Annotated in this window: 19 protein-coding genes and 1 pseudogene; 19 read left to right on the plus strand and 1 reads right to left on the minus strand. The window is 46.2% G+C overall.

Features of this window, described 5'->3' with window-relative positions; genetic code table 11:
- The first annotated feature begins 50 nt into the window (after window positions 1-50).
- The 11 genes and pseudogenes from rplS to MKY35_RS09595 all read left to right on the plus strand — a co-directional run.
- Window positions 51-395, plus strand: a complete 345-nt coding sequence (gene rplS, locus MKY35_RS09545; RefSeq protein WP_010346403.1) for a 50S ribosomal protein L19 — start codon at window positions 51-53, stop codon at window positions 393-395.
- A gap of 101 nt (window positions 396-496) precedes the next feature.
- Window positions 497-1,123, plus strand: a complete 627-nt coding sequence (gene lepB / locus MKY35_RS09550) for a signal peptidase I (protein WP_025721709.1) — start codon at window positions 497-499, stop codon at window positions 1,121-1,123.
- An 86-nt stretch (window positions 1,124-1,209) separates the two neighbouring features.
- Window positions 1,210-2,070: a ribosome biogenesis GTPase YlqF gene (ylqF, locus tag MKY35_RS09555; RefSeq protein WP_220027637.1), complete on the plus strand. Its 861-nt coding sequence runs from the start codon at window positions 1,210-1,212 to the stop codon at window positions 2,068-2,070.
- Window positions 2,071-2,279: 209 nt separating this feature from the next.
- Complete coding sequence (locus MKY35_RS09560; RefSeq protein WP_081112524.1) at window positions 2,280-2,927, plus strand: ribonuclease HII; 648 nt, start codon at window positions 2,280-2,282, stop codon at window positions 2,925-2,927.
- Window positions 2,928-3,018: 91 nt separating this feature from the next.
- Window positions 3,019-5,145, plus strand: coding sequence for a DNA ligase (locus tag MKY35_RS09565; protein WP_342446224.1), 2,127 nt, complete (start codon window positions 3,019-3,021; stop codon window positions 5,143-5,145).
- On the plus strand, window positions 5,142-5,441 hold the full coding sequence (locus tag MKY35_RS09570; protein WP_023988176.1) for an EscU/YscU/HrcU family type III secretion system export apparatus switch protein: 300 nt from the start codon (window positions 5,142-5,144) through the stop codon (window positions 5,439-5,441). The genes MKY35_RS09565 and MKY35_RS09570 overlap by 4 nt, the downstream gene beginning before the upstream one ends.
- Entirely contained in the window at window positions 5,441-5,824 is a 384-nt protein-coding gene (locus tag MKY35_RS09575; protein WP_039274735.1) for a YraN family protein, read from the plus strand. The genes MKY35_RS09570 and MKY35_RS09575 overlap by 1 nt, the downstream gene beginning before the upstream one ends.
- Before the next feature lie 155 nt (window positions 5,825-5,979).
- A complete protein-coding gene (locus tag MKY35_RS09580; RefSeq protein WP_342446225.1) occupies window positions 5,980-6,531 on the plus strand; it encodes a nitroreductase in 552 nt (183 codons plus the stop codon).
- A gap of 336 nt (window positions 6,532-6,867) precedes the next feature.
- On the plus strand, window positions 6,868-7,056 hold the full coding sequence (locus MKY35_RS09585; RefSeq protein WP_039274732.1) for an ATP-binding protein: 189 nt from the start codon (window positions 6,868-6,870) through the stop codon (window positions 7,054-7,056).
- 1,155 nt (window positions 7,057-8,211) lie between these two features.
- On the plus strand, window positions 8,212-8,430 hold the full coding sequence (locus MKY35_RS09590) for an EscU/YscU/HrcU family type III secretion system export apparatus switch protein (protein ID WP_322252093.1): 219 nt from the start codon (window positions 8,212-8,214) through the stop codon (window positions 8,428-8,430).
- Window positions 8,431-8,590: 160 nt separating this feature from the next.
- A pseudogene (locus MKY35_RS09595) lies at window positions 8,591-10,228 on the plus strand (YifB family Mg chelatase-like AAA ATPase); the annotation flags it as partial.
- A 279-nt stretch (window positions 10,229-10,507) separates the two neighbouring features.
- On the opposite strand, the gene MKY35_RS09600 reads toward MKY35_RS09595, so the two are convergent.
- Window positions 10,508-10,936, minus strand: coding sequence for an organic hydroperoxide resistance protein (locus MKY35_RS09600; RefSeq protein WP_013370662.1), 429 nt, complete (start codon window positions 10,934-10,936; stop codon window positions 10,508-10,510).
- A 147-nt stretch (window positions 10,937-11,083) separates the two neighbouring features.
- Between MKY35_RS09600 and MKY35_RS09605 the strand changes: the two genes are divergently transcribed.
- From MKY35_RS09605 to hslU, 8 genes are all read left to right on the plus strand, one after another.
- On the plus strand, window positions 11,084-11,554 hold the full coding sequence (locus MKY35_RS09605) for a MarR family transcriptional regulator (protein ID WP_342446226.1): 471 nt from the start codon (window positions 11,084-11,086) through the stop codon (window positions 11,552-11,554).
- A gap of 338 nt (window positions 11,555-11,892) precedes the next feature.
- On the plus strand, window positions 11,893-13,053 hold the full coding sequence (gene sucC, locus MKY35_RS09610) for an ADP-forming succinate--CoA ligase subunit beta (RefSeq protein WP_029516982.1): 1,161 nt from the start codon (window positions 11,893-11,895) through the stop codon (window positions 13,051-13,053).
- Window positions 13,054-13,102: 49 nt separating this feature from the next.
- Window positions 13,103-14,032 carry a succinate--CoA ligase subunit alpha gene (gene sucD, locus MKY35_RS09615; protein WP_342446227.1) on the plus strand — a complete coding sequence of 310 codons (930 nt, stop codon included), beginning with the start codon at window positions 13,103-13,105 and terminating at the stop codon, window positions 14,030-14,032.
- A gap of 227 nt (window positions 14,033-14,259) precedes the next feature.
- Window positions 14,260-15,378, plus strand: coding sequence for a DNA-processing protein DprA (gene dprA / locus MKY35_RS09620; protein ID WP_342446228.1), 1,119 nt, complete (start codon window positions 14,260-14,262; stop codon window positions 15,376-15,378).
- A gap of 353 nt (window positions 15,379-15,731) precedes the next feature.
- The gene (gene topA, locus MKY35_RS09625; RefSeq protein ID WP_039274721.1) at window positions 15,732-17,834 is read left to right on the plus strand and encodes a type I DNA topoisomerase; all 2,103 of its coding nucleotides are present in this window, start codon (window positions 15,732-15,734) and stop codon (window positions 17,832-17,834) included.
- Window positions 17,835-17,861: 27 nt separating this feature from the next.
- Window positions 17,862-19,202, plus strand: a complete 1,341-nt coding sequence (trmFO, locus tag MKY35_RS09630) for an FADH(2)-oxidizing methylenetetrahydrofolate--tRNA-(uracil(54)-C(5))-methyltransferase TrmFO (RefSeq protein ID WP_342446229.1) — start codon at window positions 17,862-17,864, stop codon at window positions 19,200-19,202.
- 26 nt (window positions 19,203-19,228) lie between these two features.
- On the plus strand, window positions 19,229-19,771 hold the full coding sequence (hslV, locus tag MKY35_RS09635) for an ATP-dependent protease subunit HslV (RefSeq protein WP_013309881.1): 543 nt from the start codon (window positions 19,229-19,231) through the stop codon (window positions 19,769-19,771).
- Window positions 19,772-19,807: 36 nt separating this feature from the next.
- Window positions 19,808-21,208: an ATP-dependent protease ATPase subunit HslU gene (gene hslU / locus MKY35_RS09640; RefSeq protein ID WP_029516987.1), complete on the plus strand. Its 1,401-nt coding sequence runs from the start codon at window positions 19,808-19,810 to the stop codon at window positions 21,206-21,208.
- The last annotated feature ends 49 nt before the right edge of the window (window positions 21,209-21,257 follow it).

Raw genomic sequence — 21,257 nt, forward strand, 5'->3', positions numbered from 1 at the left:
TGTGTTTCCAGAAGAAGCATGAACACCTGTACGGAAGGAGGGAGTCATAGATGAATATCGTCCAAGCGATCACTGAAGAACAACTGCGTAAAGATTTGCCTAACTTTCGTCCTGGTGACACTTTGAAAGTGCACGTGAAAGTTATTGAGGGAACTCGTGAGCGTATCCAGTTGTTTGAAGGTGTTGTAATTAAACGCCGTGGTGGTGGAATCAGTGAGACTTTTACAGTTCGTAAAATTTCTTACGGTGTAGGTGTGGAAAGAACTTTCCCGCTTCATTCCCCGAAAATCGATAAAATCGACGTGGCTCGCCGTGGTAAAGTGCGTCGTGCGAAGCTTTATTATCTTCGTGAACTGCGCGGTAAAGCAGCGAGAATTAAAGAAATTCGTCGTTAATACAACGAATAACGAAAGGGGCTTGGTTACAAGCTCCTTTCGTTTTTTCTACGTACATAGGGAACTGTGGATTATTGACCGTAAAGAGAGGACAGTGAGCTATGGAGCAAGAAGTAGGACAAGGAGCTGTACAGCAGCCAACTGATCAGGATGGTACGCCCAAGCGTAAACCAAAAAATGAGATTTTTGAGTGGCTCAAGGCCATCATTATTGCGTTAGTGCTTGTCTTTTTAATCCGCTGGCTTCTCTTTAAGCCGTTTATTGTGGATGGCCCGTCGATGCAGCCTAACTTTCATACCGGAGAACGCGTCATTGTGAATGAGATTTTGTATGATTTCCGTGCCCCTAAACCAGGCGAAGTGATCGTGTTTCATGTGCCGGAGGAAGGAAGAGACTTTATCAAACGCGTCATTGCCGTTGAAGGAGATACGGTCAAGGTAGAAGGTGACACAATTACAGTAAATGGCAAGCCGATTCAGGAATCTTACCTGAAAGCTCCTTTGGAAGAAGCGCATCAAAATGGCGAGCTTTACAACAAGTTTACAAATTTTCCAAATGAGAAGTTTAAGGATGGAAAAGTTCCGGCTGGGCATATTTTTGTAATGGGAGATAACCGTTCCAATAGTACAGACAGTCGGATGATCGGATATATTGATTTGAAAGAAGTCGTGGGTCGGGCTGACGTTATTTTCTGGCCGGCGAAAGATATGCAGTGGATTAACCACTAGAATAACTAATAAGCAGCATAGCTGCCGTAATCCTAACTATGATCCTAAGGGTGAAAGTAGGAGTTACGCTCAATGGGGTGATGACGGTGACGATTCAATGGTTTCCTGGTCACATGACCAGAGCGCGCCGCCAAATTGAAGCAAAATTAAAGCTGATTGATTTGGTTATTGAGCTGATTGATGCTCGGTTGCCGCTTTCCAGCCGAAATCCAATGATTGATGATATTTTGCAAGGCAAGCCGCGAATGATTATATTGAATAAAGCAGATTTGGCGGACCCCGTAGTATCACAGCAATGGATTGCCTACTTTAAGGAGCAGGGGCATGTGGCCTTACCAGTGGATGCCACAACTGGAACGGGGCTAAAAGAAATCCCGATTCAGGCTAAGCTGTTGCTTAAGGAAAAGATAGATCGGCAGATTCGGAAGGGAATGAACCCGCGTCCTATGCGTGGGTTGATTGTTGGTATTCCGAATGTTGGTAAATCGACATTGATCAACCGAATGGCGGGACGTAATATTGCAGCTACGGGTGACCGTCCAGGGGTAACGAAGGCACAGCAGTGGATCAAGATCGGTGAAATTGAATTGCTGGATACACCAGGTATTCTATGGCCCAAATTCGAGGATCAGAATGTAGGCTATCGTCTGGCTGTTACAGGTGCGATCAAGGAAGAAATTCTGAATGTCGAGGATATTGCTTTTTTTGCGACTAAATATTTGGTCCAGTACTATTGGGATGCAATGGCAGAGCGCTTTGAGCTCACCGAACGTCCTGAAGATACAGAAAATCCTGATGAAATTGTCAACGTCATGGAAGCGATCGGACGTAAACGCGGCTGTATTGTTAGCGGCGGACGTGTGGATCTCGAAAAGGCGTCAAAAATCATTTTGCGTGAGCTGCGTGCAGGGAAGCTGGGACGGTTCAGTCTGGAAGCTCCTTACTGATTTTACTGGTACACCGATACAGAACATAGCACTTTGTGGCAAGGAAGAACCTTCCCCATCTCTCCGGAGAGGAGGAAGGTTTTTTTGGTATTTGAAGGCAGTTAGAAAAGGGTTTTGGACGATGAAGGTCTGTGGTAAGCTGAATTCAATCGCTAGAGCTACGGCATGAATGACGCGTTAAACTACATATAGATGGGCAGGTATTGAATATGGAAGATAAAGAGATTGTAGTGAAGGACATGCTACATTATGAAAAAAAATGCTGGGAGCAGTCTTGTGAGCGGATTGCAGGAATTGACGAGGTAGGTCGCGGATGTCTGTTTGGTGATGTTGTGGCCGCAGCAGTCATTTTACCAGTGGGTGAGTTACTGGAAGGTGTGGATGATTCCAAAAAATTGACGGATAAGAAGAGAGAAGCGTACTACGAGCTGATTATGGAGAAGGCCATTGCTGTAGGAGTTGGCTATGTAGATGCGCAGACGATTGATGATATCAATATTAAGCAAGCAGCTCGTTTGGCTATGAAGCAGGCTATTGAGGCTTTACATGTGTCTCCTGATTATTTACTGGTGGATGCAGAAAAGGTAGATGTGCCTATTCCTCAGCTCTCTATTATTAAAGGAGATGCGAACAGTCAGTCTATTGCGGCGGCCTCTATCATCGCCAAGGTAACCCGTGATCGGCTATGCAAAGGTGAATGGGATGCGAAGTATCCGGAATATGGGATCGGTATACATAAAGGTTACGCTACCAAGTTGCATAGGGAACAAATTTTGGCGCTAGGACCTACAAAGATGCATAGACGCAGCTTTCTGGGCAATCTGTTGACGGAGCAACCGACGTTGTTTGATCTGTAGATACTTATTATGAATCAGGACAATACCGATATAAAGTATATCTAATATTACAGACCCTTTTGAGTAGGGGAAGAGTGAGAGGAGGGGCGATATGAACATCGGATCTGTATTTCGTGGATTACTTGGAGATGTGAAGGCTGGAGAGGCTAAAAAGCTTGATATGCAGCCAGGTCAGGTCGTACGAGGAGTCGTGCTAAAGGTGTCTGAGGACGGCGGCGAGGCTGTATTGCAAATACAAGGTTCTCAGGTCAGGGCAAAGCTGGAGACCCCTCTTCAACCTGGGCAGACTACAACGTTTCAGGTACAACCGGCTTCTTCCAGCGGAATGACTGTGCTTAAGCCTCTGAATGATGCTGCCAATGTGCCACAGCAAACCGTAGCGCTGACAGACATATTGGAATCGGTGGGACTGCCGGATACAGCTCAAAACAGGGAGCTTATACAGGCAATGCAAAAGAATGGTGTGCCGTTGACATCGGAAAATGCGGCTTCTTTGCAAGAAGCCTTGTCGAAGCAAAGCGGCAATGTACAATTGGGAACGTTTGTGCAGGCAGCGGCAGTTGCCTTTCAGCGGGGACTTCCATTAACGGCCGAAAGCATAAATGGATTGCGTCAAACGATGTTTGGGCCTCCTTTAAATGATTTGTTGTCATCGTTGGAGCAAGAACTTGAAGCGGTGTTAAAGCAGCAAGGACAGGGAACGCCTACTGACCGTTCAGTAGGGGAAGCAACCACAATAAAAAGCACTGACCGAACGTCAGTTAGTCCAACAGGCACTTCTTCTGTGGTGATTGCAGATGGACAGGAAGGCCAAGCTTTAACATTGTCCAAGGATGCTTCTGCCCCTGCTGCTACAAAACAGGCAGAAACAGGACAACAAGTCACAGGCGGCAAGGAATTGTTAAAAGGGACTCAGGCAGCCAATCTCGCTGCTACAGTAAGCGAAGCGAGTGTTTTGGCTACAGATTCGGATACTTCGGCGGGATCTACTGCATTTGCATCCAACGGGACTGCTTCAGAAGAACCGCAAGCAGTTAGCGGGCGAGGAGCGACAGTGGTATTGGATGCTGGTGCCAATGCGCCTGAATCGGGCGCTGCTGATGCATTAAACGGCTCCCGCGTCAAAGCGGAGCAACAACAGCAAGCTACTGCGGCAGGTACGCAGCTTAAGGATGCCGATGGTGCTCCAACTCCGGCCACGGCAGAGCCTACGGGGACGAAGTCTGCCTTAAACGCAGTCATGGCAGACCGTCCTTCCGCACAGCAAGCCGCTGGCTCTACGCTACCATCCGCGGCGAACAACGTTACTGCGCCAGAGGCGCCGCTCCAGCGGCTGCGCCTCCTGCTGCAAGAGCTACGCGCGGTGGTGCCGCCCGCACTGAGCACGGCTGCGCCAGAGCAGCCCCCAACGGAAGTGGCGCAGCCAATGGCTGGCGCTTTGCGGGCCGCAGACGCCACTGCATCGCAGCCTGCGGCATCCAGCCCGCAGCTCACCCCCACGGAAGACCCGTGGGTAGGCCGTGTGCTGAAGCTGCTTGGTGCAGAGCATGAGCAGCAGGTACACCGCTCGACTGCGCAACTCGCGCAAGGGGCGGCGGCACGTACGGAGCCGCCCGGGGGAGTGTCGCAGACGCTGCCGGGTTTAGCGGCTACCTCAGACAACTCCGTGTCAGCGGCCGCAGACACCGTTAAAGGGGCGCTGCTCCAGTTAATGAGCAGCGACGACCTGCCGCCCGCTTTGAAAGAGGCGGCTCAGCAGGTTGTACAGCACCTGACAGGTCAGCAGTTGCTGCTCAATACAGACCGAACGGCGCCTTTTGCACAAGTACACATGTTTATACCGTTCGTTGGACCGGACGGTCGTGAAACAGCTACGATCCAGATTCAGTCTCGCCGCGGCAAACGGGGAGAACTGGACGCCTCCAACTGTCGTCTTTGGTTTGATTTGGACATGAAGGGGCTTGGACCGACCCTGGTAGATGTCCAGGTTGTAGATCGGATTGTAAGTGTCAAGCTCCATAATGATCATGAATGGGCGGCATCGTTGTTAACCAGTGGGCGTGAGTCCATTCACACAGCATTGGAGTCACTAGGATACCAACTTCTATCGCTTCGTACCGAGCCCATGCCTATAAGGACTGAACAGAACAGCCTCGTCTCTTCTGAAGTACAAAGCTATGTACCTCAGCCGTATAAAGGAGTCGATCTTAAAATATGAAAGAGCCGTTGGAGCCTCCTTCTCCTTCCATAAAGAAGGCGGTCGCCCTTAAATATACGCCTGGTGAGAGCGAAGCACCGATTGTCGTTGCCAAAGGGAGCGGCCGTATTGCGGATAGCATTTTAGAAAAAGCTAAAGAACATGGTGTTCCGGTACAGGAGGACGCTGCGCTGGTTGAAGTACTATCCAAACTTGATTTGGACGAACAAATCCCTGCTGAGCTCTATCAGTTGGTGGCAGAGGTGCTTACCTATATTTATCAAATGGATCGACTTGCATCAAGGGATGACTGGTGATGAGGAATGAGATGAAGGCTGGAGGCAAGGATCAACGGAAAGCCAAAGGAGCGATGGGCGAAGAGGCAGCGGCTTTGTTTTTAGAAAACTTGGGTTACCGTATCATAGAGCGTAATTGGCGATGCCGCAGTGGTGAAATAGATCTGATTGCCAAGCAGGAGCATACATTCGTGTTTATTGAGGTACGTAGTCGTAGTAGCTCTAAATATGGAACGCCAGCAGAATCAGTTACTGCGCGTAAAATAGCCCAAGTTCGCCAAACAGCTGCTGTATATTTGCATATGAATGGGATTGGAGATGCTCCAATCCGCTTTGACATGATTTCTGTACAATTAACTGACGAAAAGGCAGTTGTTACGGACCATTTAATAGGTGCATTTTAAAAGAGTAAGAGCTTTCGCGAAGGTAAGAGTGCGGGACTGAATTCAAATGTGCAGGTTGACAGGAAGGAAAGCTACAGGTATATTTTATTGAGAATAGTTATCATTTTCATCTTAAAATGAATATCGAGAAGTTGTACCTGTGAAGGAGGATTTACGTGACAAAGCATACCTTTAGTGAACATGTCATAGATGTAATTCAGGAACGTCGAACGATTAAACGATTTAAATCCGACTCCATTCCGGTAGAAACGATCAAAGAACTGTTGGACGTCGCTGTGTGGGCTCCTAATCATAAAATGCGTGAACCGTGGCGTTTTTTATTGTTTGCTGGCGAAGGACGGAAAAAGCTTGCAAAAGCAATTGCAGCCGATATCGGTAAGGACAACAAGTTTGAGAGTGGAATTCTGCACAACCCGATTCAGCTTTTAGTGGTGATGGAAGAAGATCCGCGTCAAGCGGTTTGGGATGAGGATTTTGCAGCAGTCAGCGCGCTTGTACAAAACTTTATGCTTGCCGCATGGAGCAAAGGAATCGGAACGTTTTGGGTGACAAAGCCATTTTTATACTCGCCTAAGTTCCGTGAACATTTGGGAATTCAACCGGGTGAGAAGGTAATAGGGATGATATATGCAGGCTATCCTGACGTTATCCCGGAATCAAGGCCACGTACTCCGGCAGCCGATAAGCTGACCTTGTTTGACAAATAATCTTTCGTTAGATAAACTCAGTCAAGAATTTTGAAAGCATGTTCGGAGCTAAAATTACGAACATTACATTTGCAAAGAATGAAAATTTGGAAGCACCTTTTTTCATATATGCAATGATTCCCGAGAGGGACATTTCAATATGAGGAGAGGTGCTTTTTTGATATGTATGGAAAATTACATGGAGCTCGTCTATATGGATAGATGGCGTTCTGACCGGACGGCCAAGCGACCAATCAAAATTGTACTGCCAGTGAACAAGTCATAATCCATTCCTATGACCATTACCCCAAGCAGAGCATATACTGTTGCGTGAGCAAGAAGCGCTGATCAGTAATAATGGAGGATTACAGCGATGTATTGGGTCAGCTACACGCCAAACGTGCGTTAGTTATCGCTGCAGCAGGAATGCATAATATTCTGCTGATCCATAAAAGCGTCAAATTTACGGTCAGCGGATCTTCTCTAATCGTGCAGCTCTCGGTAATTCTATTCGTTCTCACGGAGTTCCTTGATCTTCATTTGTAGCGTGGCAATCCGCTTGAGCAGCTCTCCGTCGTTTTTCGTTCGCTCACTTCAATCAAGTTTTAGACCATAGCCCTGACATCGCGGGGCTTTTTTTATTGCCTAGTGATAAAGATAGTCACTTTTTCCAATCCGTTTGTCTGTTTCGATTCTATAAAAACTAGCATATTCTATATTATCAAAAAAGAAGGGAAGTTGATTCGAATGGGAAAAGTAAATTCTTCTAGAAAAATTCTGAAACCTACGCGTCGCCTAAGAACTAAAGCAGGTACCGCATTCATTTTTAGTCTCAACAATGTAGGTCCGAATTTGTTCCAAAGTCGCTTGAACCTGGCTGGGTTTGTTAATTCCTCAAGTAGGGTACTTGTCTCGATCACGGAAATTGGTATTTTTGGCGGTCAAGTTAAGCCGTTTCAAGGAGCTGCTACCATGACGATCCATAACGTCGTTCCGCATGACGACGGTATAGTAATTGTACGTGGGAATACTGGCTGGGGTAGTCCCCTCAATATACGACTTTCAGTCGTGGTTTTCTAATCGTTCAGACCTGCTGAACGCACTTCTCACGGGTGAAAACTGAAAACTCCCACCACTACGCGGAAATAAAATGTCGAATTCGGGCAGCGCACAGAGCAAAAAAAGTCCTGACATCTCAGGGTTTTTTTTGTTCCTTCAATTTCTCATCAGACTTATCTATCGGCGATCCCAGTTATCCATGATGATTCATCCTTTAGTTAGGATAAAGAATATCAATAAAGAATGGAAAGCGCACTCCCGCTTACGACGGCAATAGGAAACGCTCGCCAAGCCTTCGGCTTCTCCTCTTCACGCCGACCTAAAGGGAGACGGCTTACTTGTCTTCTTTTTAGAGTTACATCATCGTGGAAAGTAAACTCGCCAATACATCGCTCCTGATAAATTTTAAATTGATAGTATTTATGAAATTATAAAAAAATCGCAAATGTGTTTAATAGAGCCTACAAGAAAAAAAGCGATCTCCCGCCGAAAGAAAAACCGCTTAGTATTGTCAAACCCTTGATATTACTTGGTTTTTCAATGCGTGACAATGTATCATAATATCCTTCTTATGGGACCGCCGGGTGTTGGAAAAAACGATGCTCATCCGCAGGAGAGCCCTTGCCACCTTCTTCTCCTTCCATGAAGAAGGCGGTCGCCCTTAAATATACGCCTGGTGAGAGCGAAGCGCCGATCGTCGTTGCCAAGGGGAGCGGCCGCATTGCGGATAGCATTTTAGAAAAAGCCAAAGAACATGGTGTTCCTGTTCAGGAGGATGCTGCGCTAGTTGAAGTGCTGTCCAAACTTGATTTGGGCGAGCCCCGGAATCAAGACCACGTACTCCAGCAGTCGATAAGCTAACCTTAATTGACAAATAATCTGTTGTTAGATAAGCTTAGTTGAGGATTTGAAATTAGGGTTGAGAGCTAAAATTAGAACATTATATTTGCAATAAATGAAAATTTGGAAGCACCTTTTTTCATATAGGCAATGATTCCCGAGAGGGACATTTCAATATGAGGAGAGGTGCTTTTTTGATATGTATGGAAAATTACATGGAGCTTGTCTATATGGGATAGATGGCGTTCTGATCGAAGTTGAGACTGATTTGTCCAATGGCTTGCCTCAGACCGCAATTATCGGATTGCCAGATTCAGCGATTCGAGAGGCAGTAGAGCGTGTGAGAGCAGCAATCAAAAACTGCGGTTTCAAATATCCGTCCCAGCGTGTCACGATTAACTTAGCTCCTGCAGATTTGCGTAAGGAAGGCTCAACTTTTGATCTTGCTATCGCTTTAGGCTTGCTGACAACCAGCGGACAGGTTGTTTTACCAGTAGGAGAACGAACGCTGTTTATTGGCGAGCTGGCACTGGATGGCAGCATTCGTCCTGTAAATGGGGTGTTGTCTATGGTTGATCTGGCCAAGCGAGAAGGGTTCGATTCCGTGCTGCTTCCTCAAGAAAACGCAAGCGAGGCTCGTCTAATTGGGGATATACGTATTTACGCTATACGCCATCTGGTGGATCTTATCCCGGTTAATGAGCATGCACAAGGCACCCCGGACGGCCAAGTGACCAATCAAAATTGTACTGCCAGTAAACAAGTTATAATCCATTCCTATGACCATTTATCCCAAGCAGAGCATATAGCGTTGTGCGAGCAAGAGGAACTAGCCAGTAATATGGAGGATTACAGCGATGTGCTGGGTCAGCTACACGCCAAACGTGCGTTAGTTATTGCTGCAGCAGGAATGCATAATATTTTGCTTATGGGGCCGCCGGGTGCTGGAAAAACGATGCTCATCCGCAGATTGTCCTCTATCCTGCCGCCTTTGACTGAAAAGGAGTCGCTAGAAGTGACCAAGGTATACAGCGCAGCAGGAAAATGGAAGGAGTCATCGCCCCATCTCATGCATGTTCGTCCCTTCCGTTCGCCTCATCATACGATCTCTGCTGCTGGATTGGTAGGCGGAGGAGGCATACCCAAACCAGGAGAAATCAGTCTTGCACACCGAGGGATTTTATTTCTGGATGAGCTGCCTGAGTTTAGCCGTCATGTGCTAGAAGTGCTGCGGCAGCCTCTGGAAGACCACCATGTTACAATCAGTCGTTCACGTGCAGTGTTTAAGTATCCGGCGCATTTTTTACTTGCAGCTTCTTTGAATCCGTGTCACTGTGGCTTTTTCGGCAATAACACGGAACATCAGCGCTGTACCTGTTCACCTGCAGCAGTCGCTCGATACCGCTCACGTATTTCCGGTCCATTGCTGGATCGAATTGATCTTCAGCTTGAGGTATCACAACCGAAGGATTGGCGGGAGGAAAAAGAATCACTGTCGTCTGCTGATATGAGAAAGCAGGTGTTGGCTGCTCGAGCAATACAAATCCGCAGATACAGCAAGCTTCCTTTTTCATGGAATAGTGAGCTGTCCGGTCAGCTGCTGCGTAAATATGCGGTATTAGAACAAAATGCAGCGGAGTTGCTTGACCAGACGATGGATGCACTTGGTTTAAGCATGCGTGCGTATGATCGAATTCTCAAGCTGTCCCGCACCATTGCAGACTTACATGAGTCAGAGAAAATTACGACTTCACATGTGGCTGAAGCTATTCAATACCGCCAGATGGATAGAGCAAATTCCAATTTTCCCGAAATGTAAAAAGGCGATAAAATTAGCAGATACAGCACGATCATTTTTATGAAAAAGTTTTTCCGAAGGGTATGTATACGAGAGAAAACGGAAATAAGGACAAAAAAAGCTCCAGGCAAAAAGACCTGGAGAAGCAAAAAAGATTATGACAATAGTGATTATACTATGAGTATATCAATTTCGTATATACGATTATGCATCATCTCCCATGTTACTTGATGGAAAAACAACAAGCCCCTCGACCAATACGGTTCAGGGGCTTGTTGTGAAATTCATTCTAACTCTATGTTACAAAACGTTCAGCTTCACTTCAATATTACCGCGGGTAGCGCGGGAGTATGGACATTGTTCATGTGCGCCTTCCACCAGTTTTACCGCAGTTTCATGATCAACGCCTTTGACCAGAACGTCGAGGTTTACTCCGATTCCGAAGCCGCCGTCTTCGACTTTGCCAAAATGGACCGTAGCTGTGACTTCGGTACCTTCATGTTTAACACGTTGCATGCGAGCGACCATATTTAAAGCACTGTCAAAGCAAGCAGAATAACCTGCAGCGAATAGCTGCTCTGGATTCGTACCTGTACCGCCGGCGCCACCCATTTCTTTTGGAGTATCAATATCTAGACGAAGTTCAGGGGAAGAAGACTCGATATAACCGTTACGTCCACCAACTGCTTTTACTGTTGTTTCATACATTTTTTGTTGAATGGTCATCATAATCCAATCACTGCCTCTCGCTCAATTCATATTTTACACAATTTAATTTATCAAAATAATTATTGTTTGTAAAGTATTTTATGCAATTAGAATGTACTTTGCTATATAATGTGCTAAAATAATGACGAAAGTAGGTGACTAGACAGTATGGAAAATAATTCTAATGAACACGCAGCGTTGAAACTTGATAATCAGTTATGCTTTGCCATATATGCATGCTCCAGAGAGATTACGAAGCTATACCAGCCTTATCTGGAAAAGCTCGGTGTGACGTACTCACAATATTTGGTGCTAATCGTGCTCTGGGAGCGTGAAGAATGTACAGTGAAGGAATTGGGTGAAGCGTTGTACTTGGATTCCGGCACACTGACTCCGCTATTAAAGAGATTGCAAAACGCCGGATTGATTGATCGCAAGCGTTCGACTCAGGATGAGCGAAAAGTGCTGATTTCTTTAACGGCAGAGGGAAGCGCATTGCGAGAAAAAGCTCTATCTGTACCAAGATGCATTCGGGAAAAAACAGGTATGACCCACGATCAATTTGGCTCGCTTCTGCTGCAGTTCAATGATCTGCTGGATCGTGTACATCAAGCTAATGTACAAATCGAAAAATCATAAGGTATTTTCAGTTGCTCTTGCGAATCTTATGGCATGAGTTGTTCTCAGCTGGAAAGAAAAAATACCTAATCATGCTTGAAGAATTAAAGTGCCTCTTAATGTGGATTAGTAATCCCATATTGTAGAGGTGCTTTTTTTTTGTGAATTTGTATTAGGAGTAGTATCCAATAATATCCAAACATTCGATTTTGGGAATGATAATGATATCAAAATACTGTAATTCAGGAGGTTAAATTATAAGGAAAGCGTTTTAAAAACATGTTACAATGATGTAGGTTTAGTATAGATTTCCTTGTGAACCGCCCTTGTTGCAGTCATGTTGATAGGAGGATTCCAGAATGAATATCCATGAATATCAGGGTAAAGAAGTATTGAAACAGTACGGAGTGGCTGTACCGAACGGTAAGGTTGCCTATACGGTGGAGGAAGCCGTTGCTGCGGCAGAATCGCTTGGGAGCGCTGTTACGGTGGTAAAAGCACAAATTCATGCTGGTGGACGCGGTAAAGCGGGTGGCGTGAAAGTTGCCAAAGGTTTGGATGAGGTGCGGACTTTTGCTGCTGAAATTTTGGGTAAGGTGCTGGTGACGCATCAGACCGGACCTGAAGGTAAAGAGGTCAAACGCCTTTTGGTTGAGGAAGGCTGCGATATTCGTAAAGAATATTACGTCGGTGTTGTCGTAGATCGTGCGACTGGACGTATCGTAATGATGGCCTCAGAAGAAGGCGGTACGGAAATCGAAGAGGTGGCTGCAGCTACTCCGGAGAAGATTTTTAAAGCGGTTGTTGATCCAGCGATTGGGCTTCAGGTGTATCAGGCCCGTAAGTTGGCGTATGACATTAATATTCCTAATGAACTGGTAAACAAAGCGGTTAAGTTTATGTTGGCGCTATACGAAGCTTTTGTGGACAAGGACTGTTCGATTGCAGAAATCAATCCCTTAGTCGTTACGGGTGATGGGAATGTACTGGCGTTGGATGCCAAACTGAATTTTGATTCTAATGCATTGTTCCGTCACAAGGATATTTTGGAACTGCGTGATTTGGATGAAGAGGATGAGAAGGAAATTGAGGCATCTAAATACGATCTAAGCTATATCGCTCTGGACGGAAATATTGGTTGTATGGTCAATGGTGCGGGTTTGGCGATGGCAACCATGGATATTATCAAATATTACGGTGGCGATCCGGCCAACTTCCTGGACGTGGGGGGCGGTGCGACGACGGAAAAGGTAACCGAAGCGTTTAAAATCATTTTGTCCGATCCGAAGGTAGAAGGTATTTTCGTGAACATTTTCGGCGGAATTATGCAGTGTGACATCATTGCGAACGGCGTCGTGGAGGCTGCCAAACAGTTGGGGCTGACTCGTCCGCTTGTTGTCCGTCTTGAAGGGACGAATGTTGGGCTCGGTAAACAGATTTTAGCGGAATCCGGTTTGAATATCGTGGCAGCCGATTCTATGGCGGATGGCGCCCAAAAAATCGTCGAACTTGTTCAATAGCCTGTTTGCATTCCGATATGCCGAATAAACGATAGGGGATGTGAAGATCGTGAGTATTTTGGTCGATAAGCATACAAAGGTGATTACACAGGGGATTACGGGAAAAACGGCGTTGTTTCATGCCAAGGGTGCACTTGATTACGGTACACAAATGGTAGGTGGCACCTCTCCAGGTAAGGGGGGCACCGAGGTAGAAATTACACTGGAGAACGGACAACAGGTCAAATTGCCAGTGTTTAACACAGTGAGCGAAGCCAAGGAAGCTACTGGCGCAACAGCGAGCGTGATTTACGTGCCACCGGCTTTTGCAGCAGATTCCATTTTGGAGGCTGTAGATGCGGATTTAGATCTCGTGATTTGTATCACGGAGGGTATTCCGGTGCTTGATATGATCAGGGTCAAACGTTTTATGGAAGGTAAAAAGACCGTTCTGATTGGCCCTAACTGTCCAGGTGTTATTACACCAGGAGAATGTAAAATCGGTATTATGCCAGGTTACATTCATCTACCAGGTCATGTAGGCGTTGTGTCACGTAGTGGAACTTTGACCTATGAAGCAGTGCATCAGTTAACGACCCGGGGTATAGGGCAATCTTCCGCTGTTGGTATTGGCGGTGACCCCGTTAAGGGTTCGGAATTCATTGATATTTTGCAACGTTTCAATGAGGACCCCAACACTCACGCTGTCATTATGATTGGAGAAATTGGGGGTACAGCCGAGGAAGAGGCTGCTGAGTGGATCAAGGACAATATGACGAAGCCGGTGGTTGGTTTTATCGGCGGTGTGACTGCGCCTCCGGGCAAACGGATGGGGCATGCAGGCGCCATTATTTCTGGCGGAAAAGGAACGGCTAAAGAGAAAATCGCCACGCTTGAAGCCTGCGGGATCAAGGTGGCACCGACTCCTTCCGAAATGGGCTCGACACTGGTAAGTGTGCTGGAAGCACGTGGTATTTTGAATTTGTGCACGACACATTAAATCGTGTTCCTTCATTAATATACAGGCCATAAAACTGCATCGAAATTTGCCGCAGGCTAGTGTATAATGTAAGAAAGGTAAGCAACCTTTTTATCTTCTGAAACAGGGGATGAAAAGGTTGCTTTTTTTGCGTTAAGACAGGCTTATCAGGGAAACGCTTGCAAAATGATTCATTGTGCCACAAAATAAGGGAGGGTTCACTCTTCCGTGAATGGGGGGACCATAGTTTGGAAGAAAGATGGCTTTTGTTAGGCTTACATGAGTTAGAGGGAATCGGAAGAAAAACAATCCAGCGTATTTGGTCGAGTGACTATCAATTGCATGAGCTACTGCATTTTAGCGAACAAAAATGGATTGAGATAGGGTTAAGCCCTGCTCAGGCACGCATTGCGGCCCAGTGTTACGATGAAGAATGGGTGCATGAACGATATCAGCGAGTCCAATCCGGTGATATTGGAACGGTAACTTATGTGGACGAGGATTATCCCCTATTAATGAAGGAAACAGTTGATCCACCCTGGGTAATGTATACGAAAGGGGATAAATCACTTTTGCATACTTGTTCTGTAGCCATTGTAGGAACTCGCGTTCCCACCGCTTATGGACGTAGAGCAGCGGAGATACTAACAGAGGGATTATGTAATGCAGGGATTACAATAGTTAGCGGATTGGCGAGAGGGATTGACAGTATTTGTCACGAAACAGCCTTGCGCCGGGGAAGAAACACGATTGGTGTACTGGGAACAGCGATCGATCAAATTTATCCTCCCCAAAATGCGTCTTTATTTGCAGAGATGGCTAGCAAAGGCTTGATCGTATCAGAGTATCCTCCGGGCACAAGGTCGCATCCGGGAATGTTTCCACAACGTAATCGGATTATAGCCGGCCTAACGAAGGGGACGCTTGTCGTCGAAGCAGATGCAAGAAGCGGTTCCTTGATTACAGCTGATGCTGCGCTAGAGGCAAATCGAGATGTGTTTGCTGTTCCCGGACCCATTACGTCACCGAAGAGTAGAGGCACGCTGAGCTTGATTAAGCAAGGAGCCAAAACAGTCACTGAAGCTTCGGATATTATTGAGGAGTATGAAGCGGATTTGCGTACAAGGGAGGTTTCTTCATACAATAGAGAGCAGAGTCCTAATCTGAAGGAGGTCTCCAAATTGCCAGAAAGTGAGACTTCTGAGGAAAACCGTGTCATACTGTTGCTCGAACAGGGAACCATGACTCTGGATGAACTGCTCGATGCTACGGCATGGGATTTTGGACTTTTACACGCAGTTCTGTTATCGTTAATCATAAAAAAAAGGATCGCCCAGCTAGCGGGCACAAAATACAAGCTTATTTAGTAGTTGTTTTTGCAAAGTCCTTAGTAAATGCACAAATTCAATTTTAAACATCAGGTGGAGGGCAGTATGGCATTTATCCGCGCCGCGGATTCCTACTCCTTCCCCACTTCCTGAAATGTGTTGAATTTATAGCTCGTACTAGTGAAGCGTTGGATTTGAACTTGGAAAAGCGACAGCGTTCGCCTTTGTAATGGAATTCTAACTTTTTCGAAGGTTTTATAAAATCTAAGAATTCCGTTACAAACAGCAATTGTAAGATCAATTCCATCGTGTAGCTTCTCTACGAACTATAGCTCACCACATTTCAGGAAGTCTATCATACTCATGTGTGTAATTGAGAGGAGGAAGAGCCTATGGCGGATTCACTCGTCATCGTGGAATCGCCTTCCAAGGCGAAGACGATCGGCAAATACTTAGGCAGCAAATATATCGTCAAGGCTTCCATGGGTCATATCAGGGATTTACCGAAGAGTCAGATCGGCGTAGAGGTCGAAAATGATTTTAATCCCAAATACATTACCATTCGAGGTAAAGGCTCAATTCTAAAAGAATTAAAGGATGCCCGAAAAAAAGTAAAAAAAGTATATCTGGCGGCTGACCCGGATCGCGAAGGTGAGGCTATTGCCTGGCATCTAGCGCATGCGCTGGAACTGGACGATACGGCAGATTGCCGTGTGGTATTTAATGAAATTACAAAGCAGGCTGTCAAAGATGCTTTTAAAACACCCCGTAAAATCAATATGGATTTGGTCAATGCTCAACAGGCACGACGGATACTGGATCGACTTGTAGGCTACAAAATCAGTCCGTTGCTCTGGAAAAAGGTGAAAAAGGGCCTATCCGCTGGGCGTGTGCAGTCGGTTGCGGTGAAAATTATCCTGGACCGGGAAAACGAGATCAGTGAGTTTGTACCGGAAGAATACTGGACGATTACAGCTAAACTAGCTATTAAAGACAGCACCTTTGAAGCGAAATTTCATAAGCTGCGCGGTGAAAAGAAAGAACTCTCCAGCGAAGCGGATGTACAAGAAGTGTTGGAAGCTATCGGAAAATCGTCTTACAAGGTGCGCGATGTGAAAGAGAAAGAGCGTTTACGCAATCCTTCTCCTCCATTCACAACAAGTTCCTTGCAGCAGGAGGCAGCTCGGAAGCTCAACTTCCGTGCTTCTAAAACGATGTCTGTAGCTCAGCAGCTATATGAGGGTGTGGATTTAGGTAAAGAAGGGACCGTGGGTCTAATTACGTATATGCGTACGGATTCCACACGGATCGCCGCTTCAGCTCAAGAGGAAGCGAAAGAATTAATTATTCAAAAATATGGCGAAGCTTTTGTACCTGAAACTCCTCGTCAATATTCAAAAAAAGCGGCCAACGCCCAAGATGCGCATGAAGCGATTCGCCCAACCTCTGCGTTACGCGAACCGGAAACAGTTAAACCGTTTATGAGTCGGGATCAGTTCCGTTTGTACAAATTGGTATGGGAACGTTTCATGGCCAGCCAGATGGCTTCTGCTATTATGGATACTTTGTCCGTAGATATTGAAGCGGGTGAGACGATATTCCGGGCAGCAGGTTCGAAGGTTCGTTTTCCAGGTTTCATGAAAGTGTATGTAGAGGGAAATGACGACGGTAAAACCGAAGAAGATAAACTGCTGCCACCACTTCAACCAGGCGATAAATTAAAAAAAGAAGCAGTTGAGCCGAAGCAGCATTTTACACAACCGCCTCCCCGTTATACGGAAGCGCGACTGGTTAAGACGCTGGAAGAACTGGGTATAGGACGTCCAAGTACGTATGCGCCGACGCTGGAAACCATTCAGAAACGTGGGTACGTTGCTATTGAAGAGAAGAAGTTTTTCCCTACAGAGCTGGGCGAATTGGTCATCGAACAGATGGAGGAGTTCTTTCCAGAGATTTTGAATGTGGAGTTTACAGCTCATATGGAAGGTGATCTTGACCACGTCGAAGAAGGCGAAGGTAATTGGGTCAAGGTGTTGAGTGACTTTTACGAGTCATTCGAGAAGCGACTTGAAGTGGCTGAAGAAGAAATGAAAGAAATTGAAATAAAAGATGAAGTATCCGATGTCATTTGTGATAAGTGTGGCAGCCAAATGGTCTATAAGCTTGGCCGATTTGGTAAATTCCTGGCCTGTTCTGCTTTTCCAGATTGCCGTAACACAAAGCCAATTGTTAAGGATATCGGGATTAATTGTCCTACATGCGGTGAGGGACATGTTGTCGAACGACGAAGTAAAAAGGGACGTATCTTTTACGGATGTGACCGCTACCCGGAATGTGATTTTGTATCCTGGGATAAACCGTCCATTAAGCCTTGCCCAAGTTGCAGTAGCCTAATGGTTGAAAAACGTACGAAACAAGGAACGAAGCTCAACTGTACTGTCTGCGATCACAGCGAAATGCTGGAAGAGAGCGATGAGAGTGTAGAGACTTCTTAAGAACAACATTAGCAGGGGGATTTAAACGTGAGTGAACTACAAAAGGTAACGGTCATCGGAGCAGGCTTGGCGGGCAGCGAAGCTGCCTGGCAAATTGCAAGCCGTGGAGTGCCAGTCAAGTTATATGAAATGAGGCCGGTTGTAAAAACACCAGCACATCATACAGATAAATTTGCCGAACTGGTATGCAGTAATTCCTTGAGGGCAAACGGCCTAACGAATGCAGTAGGCGTACTGAAGGAAGAGATGAGAATACTGAACTCCTTGATTCTGAGCGCAGCAGATCGTCATGCTGTTCCGGCTGGCGGTGCATTGGCAGTGGATCGTGACGGATTTTCCGGTCATATTACTGATACGCTTCATCAACATCCTTTGATCGAGGTTGTTAATGAAGAGCTTCAGGAAATCCCACAGGACGGTATTGTGGTTATTGCGACGGGGCCTTTAACTTCTCCAGCTTTGTCGGAACAGATTAAATCACTGATGGGAGAGGAGTATTTTTATTTTTACGATGCGGCAGCCCCGATTGTAGAAAAGGACTCTATCGACATGAGCAAGGTTTATCTGGCTTCCCGTTATGATAAGGGAGAAGCAGCGTACTTGAATTGTCCGATGAACGAAGCGGAATTTGATGCTTTTTATGAGGCTCTGATTACGGCTGAGGTAGCGCAAGTCAAGGAATTCGAAAAAGAAATTTATTTTGAAGGCTGTATGCCCATCGAAGTGATGATGCAACGTGGGAAACAAACGGCATTGTTCGGACCTATGAAACCTGTGGGTCTCGTAAATCCGCATACAGGTGAACTGCCCCACGCAGTTGTTCAGCTTCGGCAGGACAACGCTGCAGGAACGCTGTATAATCTGGTTGGTTTCCAGACTCACCTCAAATGGGGGGAGCAAAAGCGTGTATTTTCAATGATTCCGGGTCTTGAAGAGGCAGAGTTTGTACGTTACGGTGTGATGCATCGCAATACCTTTATTAATTCACCGCAGCAACTTCATCCAACCTATCAGTTCAAGGGAAGAAGTAATCTATTCTTTGCCGGACAAATGACCGGTGTAGAGGGATATGTGGAGTCGGCAGCTTCTGGTCTGCTGGCCGGGATGAATGCGGCACGAGCAGCACGTGGACAGGAAATGTTTGTATTTCCTGCAGAAACGACATTAGGCAGCATGGCGCGGTATATTACGACCGCTGATTTTAAACATTTTCAACCGATGAATGCAAACTTTGGTTTGCTTCCAAAGTTGGAAAAACGGATTCGTAACAAAAAGGAAAAGAATGAAGCTCTCGCTAGTCGCGCGTTGGAAAGTTTGCGCGGTTATATCAATGAAACGGGAGTTATGTCAGCTGAAGTACAGGCATAGGGATGAAGGAAAAGGAGGAGCGCGTTATGGATATGTCCTTTCATGCTACCACCATCTGCGCTGTACGCCACAATGGCAAAGGAGCTATTGCGGGTGATGGACAGGTAACGTTCGGTAACAGTGTTGTAATGAAGCAGACGGCAAAAAAAGTGCGCAGATTGTATCGTGGTCAGGTCGTTGCAGGATTTGCGGGTTCGGTGGCCGATGCTATCACGTTATTTGAAAAGTTTGAAAATAAGCTAGAGGAACACCACGGAAATCTTCAAAGAGCAGCCGTGGAACTGGCCAAGGACTGGCGTCAGGATCGTATCCTGCGTAAGCTGGAAGCGCTTATGATTGTGATGGACTCTTCCGGGATGCTGCTCATTTCTGGAGGCGGCGAAATTATCGAGCCGGATGATGATGTGCTTGCCATTGGCTCAGGTGGCAATTTTGCATTGGCGGCTGCCCGTGCTTTCAAACGCCATGGCTCTGGCATGGAAGCAAAGGACATGGCACGGGAAGCGCTAGAGGTTGCTTCGGAAATATGTGTGTATACGAACAATCAGATTATCGTGGAAGAACTGTAAATCGGCTCTGAGTATTCAAGGGTGGAGGAGTGCAAAATGAATAATCAATCGTTGACGCCCAGACAAGTGGTATCCGAGCTGGATAAGTATATTGTCGGACAAAAGGAAGCTAAAAAATCTGTTGCTGTTGCCTTGCGCAACCGCTATCGGCGTAGCAAGCTGCCGGATGACATCCGGGATGAAATTGTGCCTAAAAATATTTTGATGATCGGACCGACTGGTGTGGGTAAAACTGAAATTGCACGTAGACTTGCACGGCTCGTGGGGGCTCCTTTTGTCAAGGTAGAGGCGACCAAATTTACAGAAGTGGGCTACGTCGGTCGTGATGTGGAATCCATGGTGCGTGATCTGATGGAAACCTCCATTCGCATCGTCAAGTCGGAACGAACAGAGAATGTGAAGGACAAAGCGGAGGACATGGCAAATGAACGGATTGTCAGCATCCTTGTACCTGCAGAAAAGTCAAACAAATCGCAACGTAATCCCTTTGAAATGCTGTTTGGCAATAACACGGGAACTTCGGTAGAAGAAGAACCACCACAACAGGATGGATCTTTGGCAGAAAAGCGCCGTAAGGTTAAATTCGATCTGTTGTCTGGTAAGCTTGAGGATGATGTCATAGAGATTGATGTGGAGGATACTGCACCCAATATGCTCGATATGTTTGCTGGGCAAGGGAATGAACAAATGGGTATGAATATGCAGGAGATGTTCGGAAGTTTTCTGCCCAAGCGGACGAAGAAGCGCAAGCTGCCAGTCAAGGAAGCTCGCAAGGTGTTGATCCAAGATGAAGCCGCCAAATTGATCGATATGGATGATGTGATTCAGGAGTCTGTGAAGCGTGCTGAGCAATCGGGTATTATTTTTATCGATGAAATAGATAAGATTGCCAGCCAGGGTAAGGGGAGTGGCCCCGATGTGTCGAGAGAAGGCGTCCAGCGCGATATTTTACCTATTGTCGAGGGATCTACCATCATGACCAAATACGGTCCGGTAAGAACAGATTACATTCTGTTTATTGCTGCAGGAGCTTTTCATGTTGCAAAACCATCTGACCTGATCCCTGAGCTTCAGGGCCGTTTTCCAATTCGTGTGGAATTAAGTAGCCTGACTTTGGATGAGTTTGTGTCGATACTGACGGAGCCTAAAAATGCGCTGACCAAGCAATACACTGATCTACTCCGTACCGAGGAGATTGAAGTCGAATTTTCTGCGGAAGCGATTCGTGAGATTGCCAGTATTGCTGAGTCTGTAAATCGCAACACCGAAAATATTGGCGCACGCCGTTTGCATACCATTCTAGAAAAGCTGCTGGAGGATCTGTCGTTTGAAGCACCAGAGCTTACATTGGATCGTATGATCATTACCCCGGAATATGTACGTGAGAAGCTGGGAGATATTGCCCAAAACAGGGACCTTAGTCAGTATATTTTATGAATAGGGTTTGCTAAAAATAGGGTGTGTGGTCCAGAATAACACTATCTTG

Origin of the sequence: Paenibacillus sp. FSL L8-0638 (assembly GCF_038593075.1) — a bacterium.
Taxonomy (GTDB): Bacteria; Bacillota; Bacilli; order Paenibacillales; family Paenibacillaceae; genus Paenibacillus; species Paenibacillus polymyxa_D.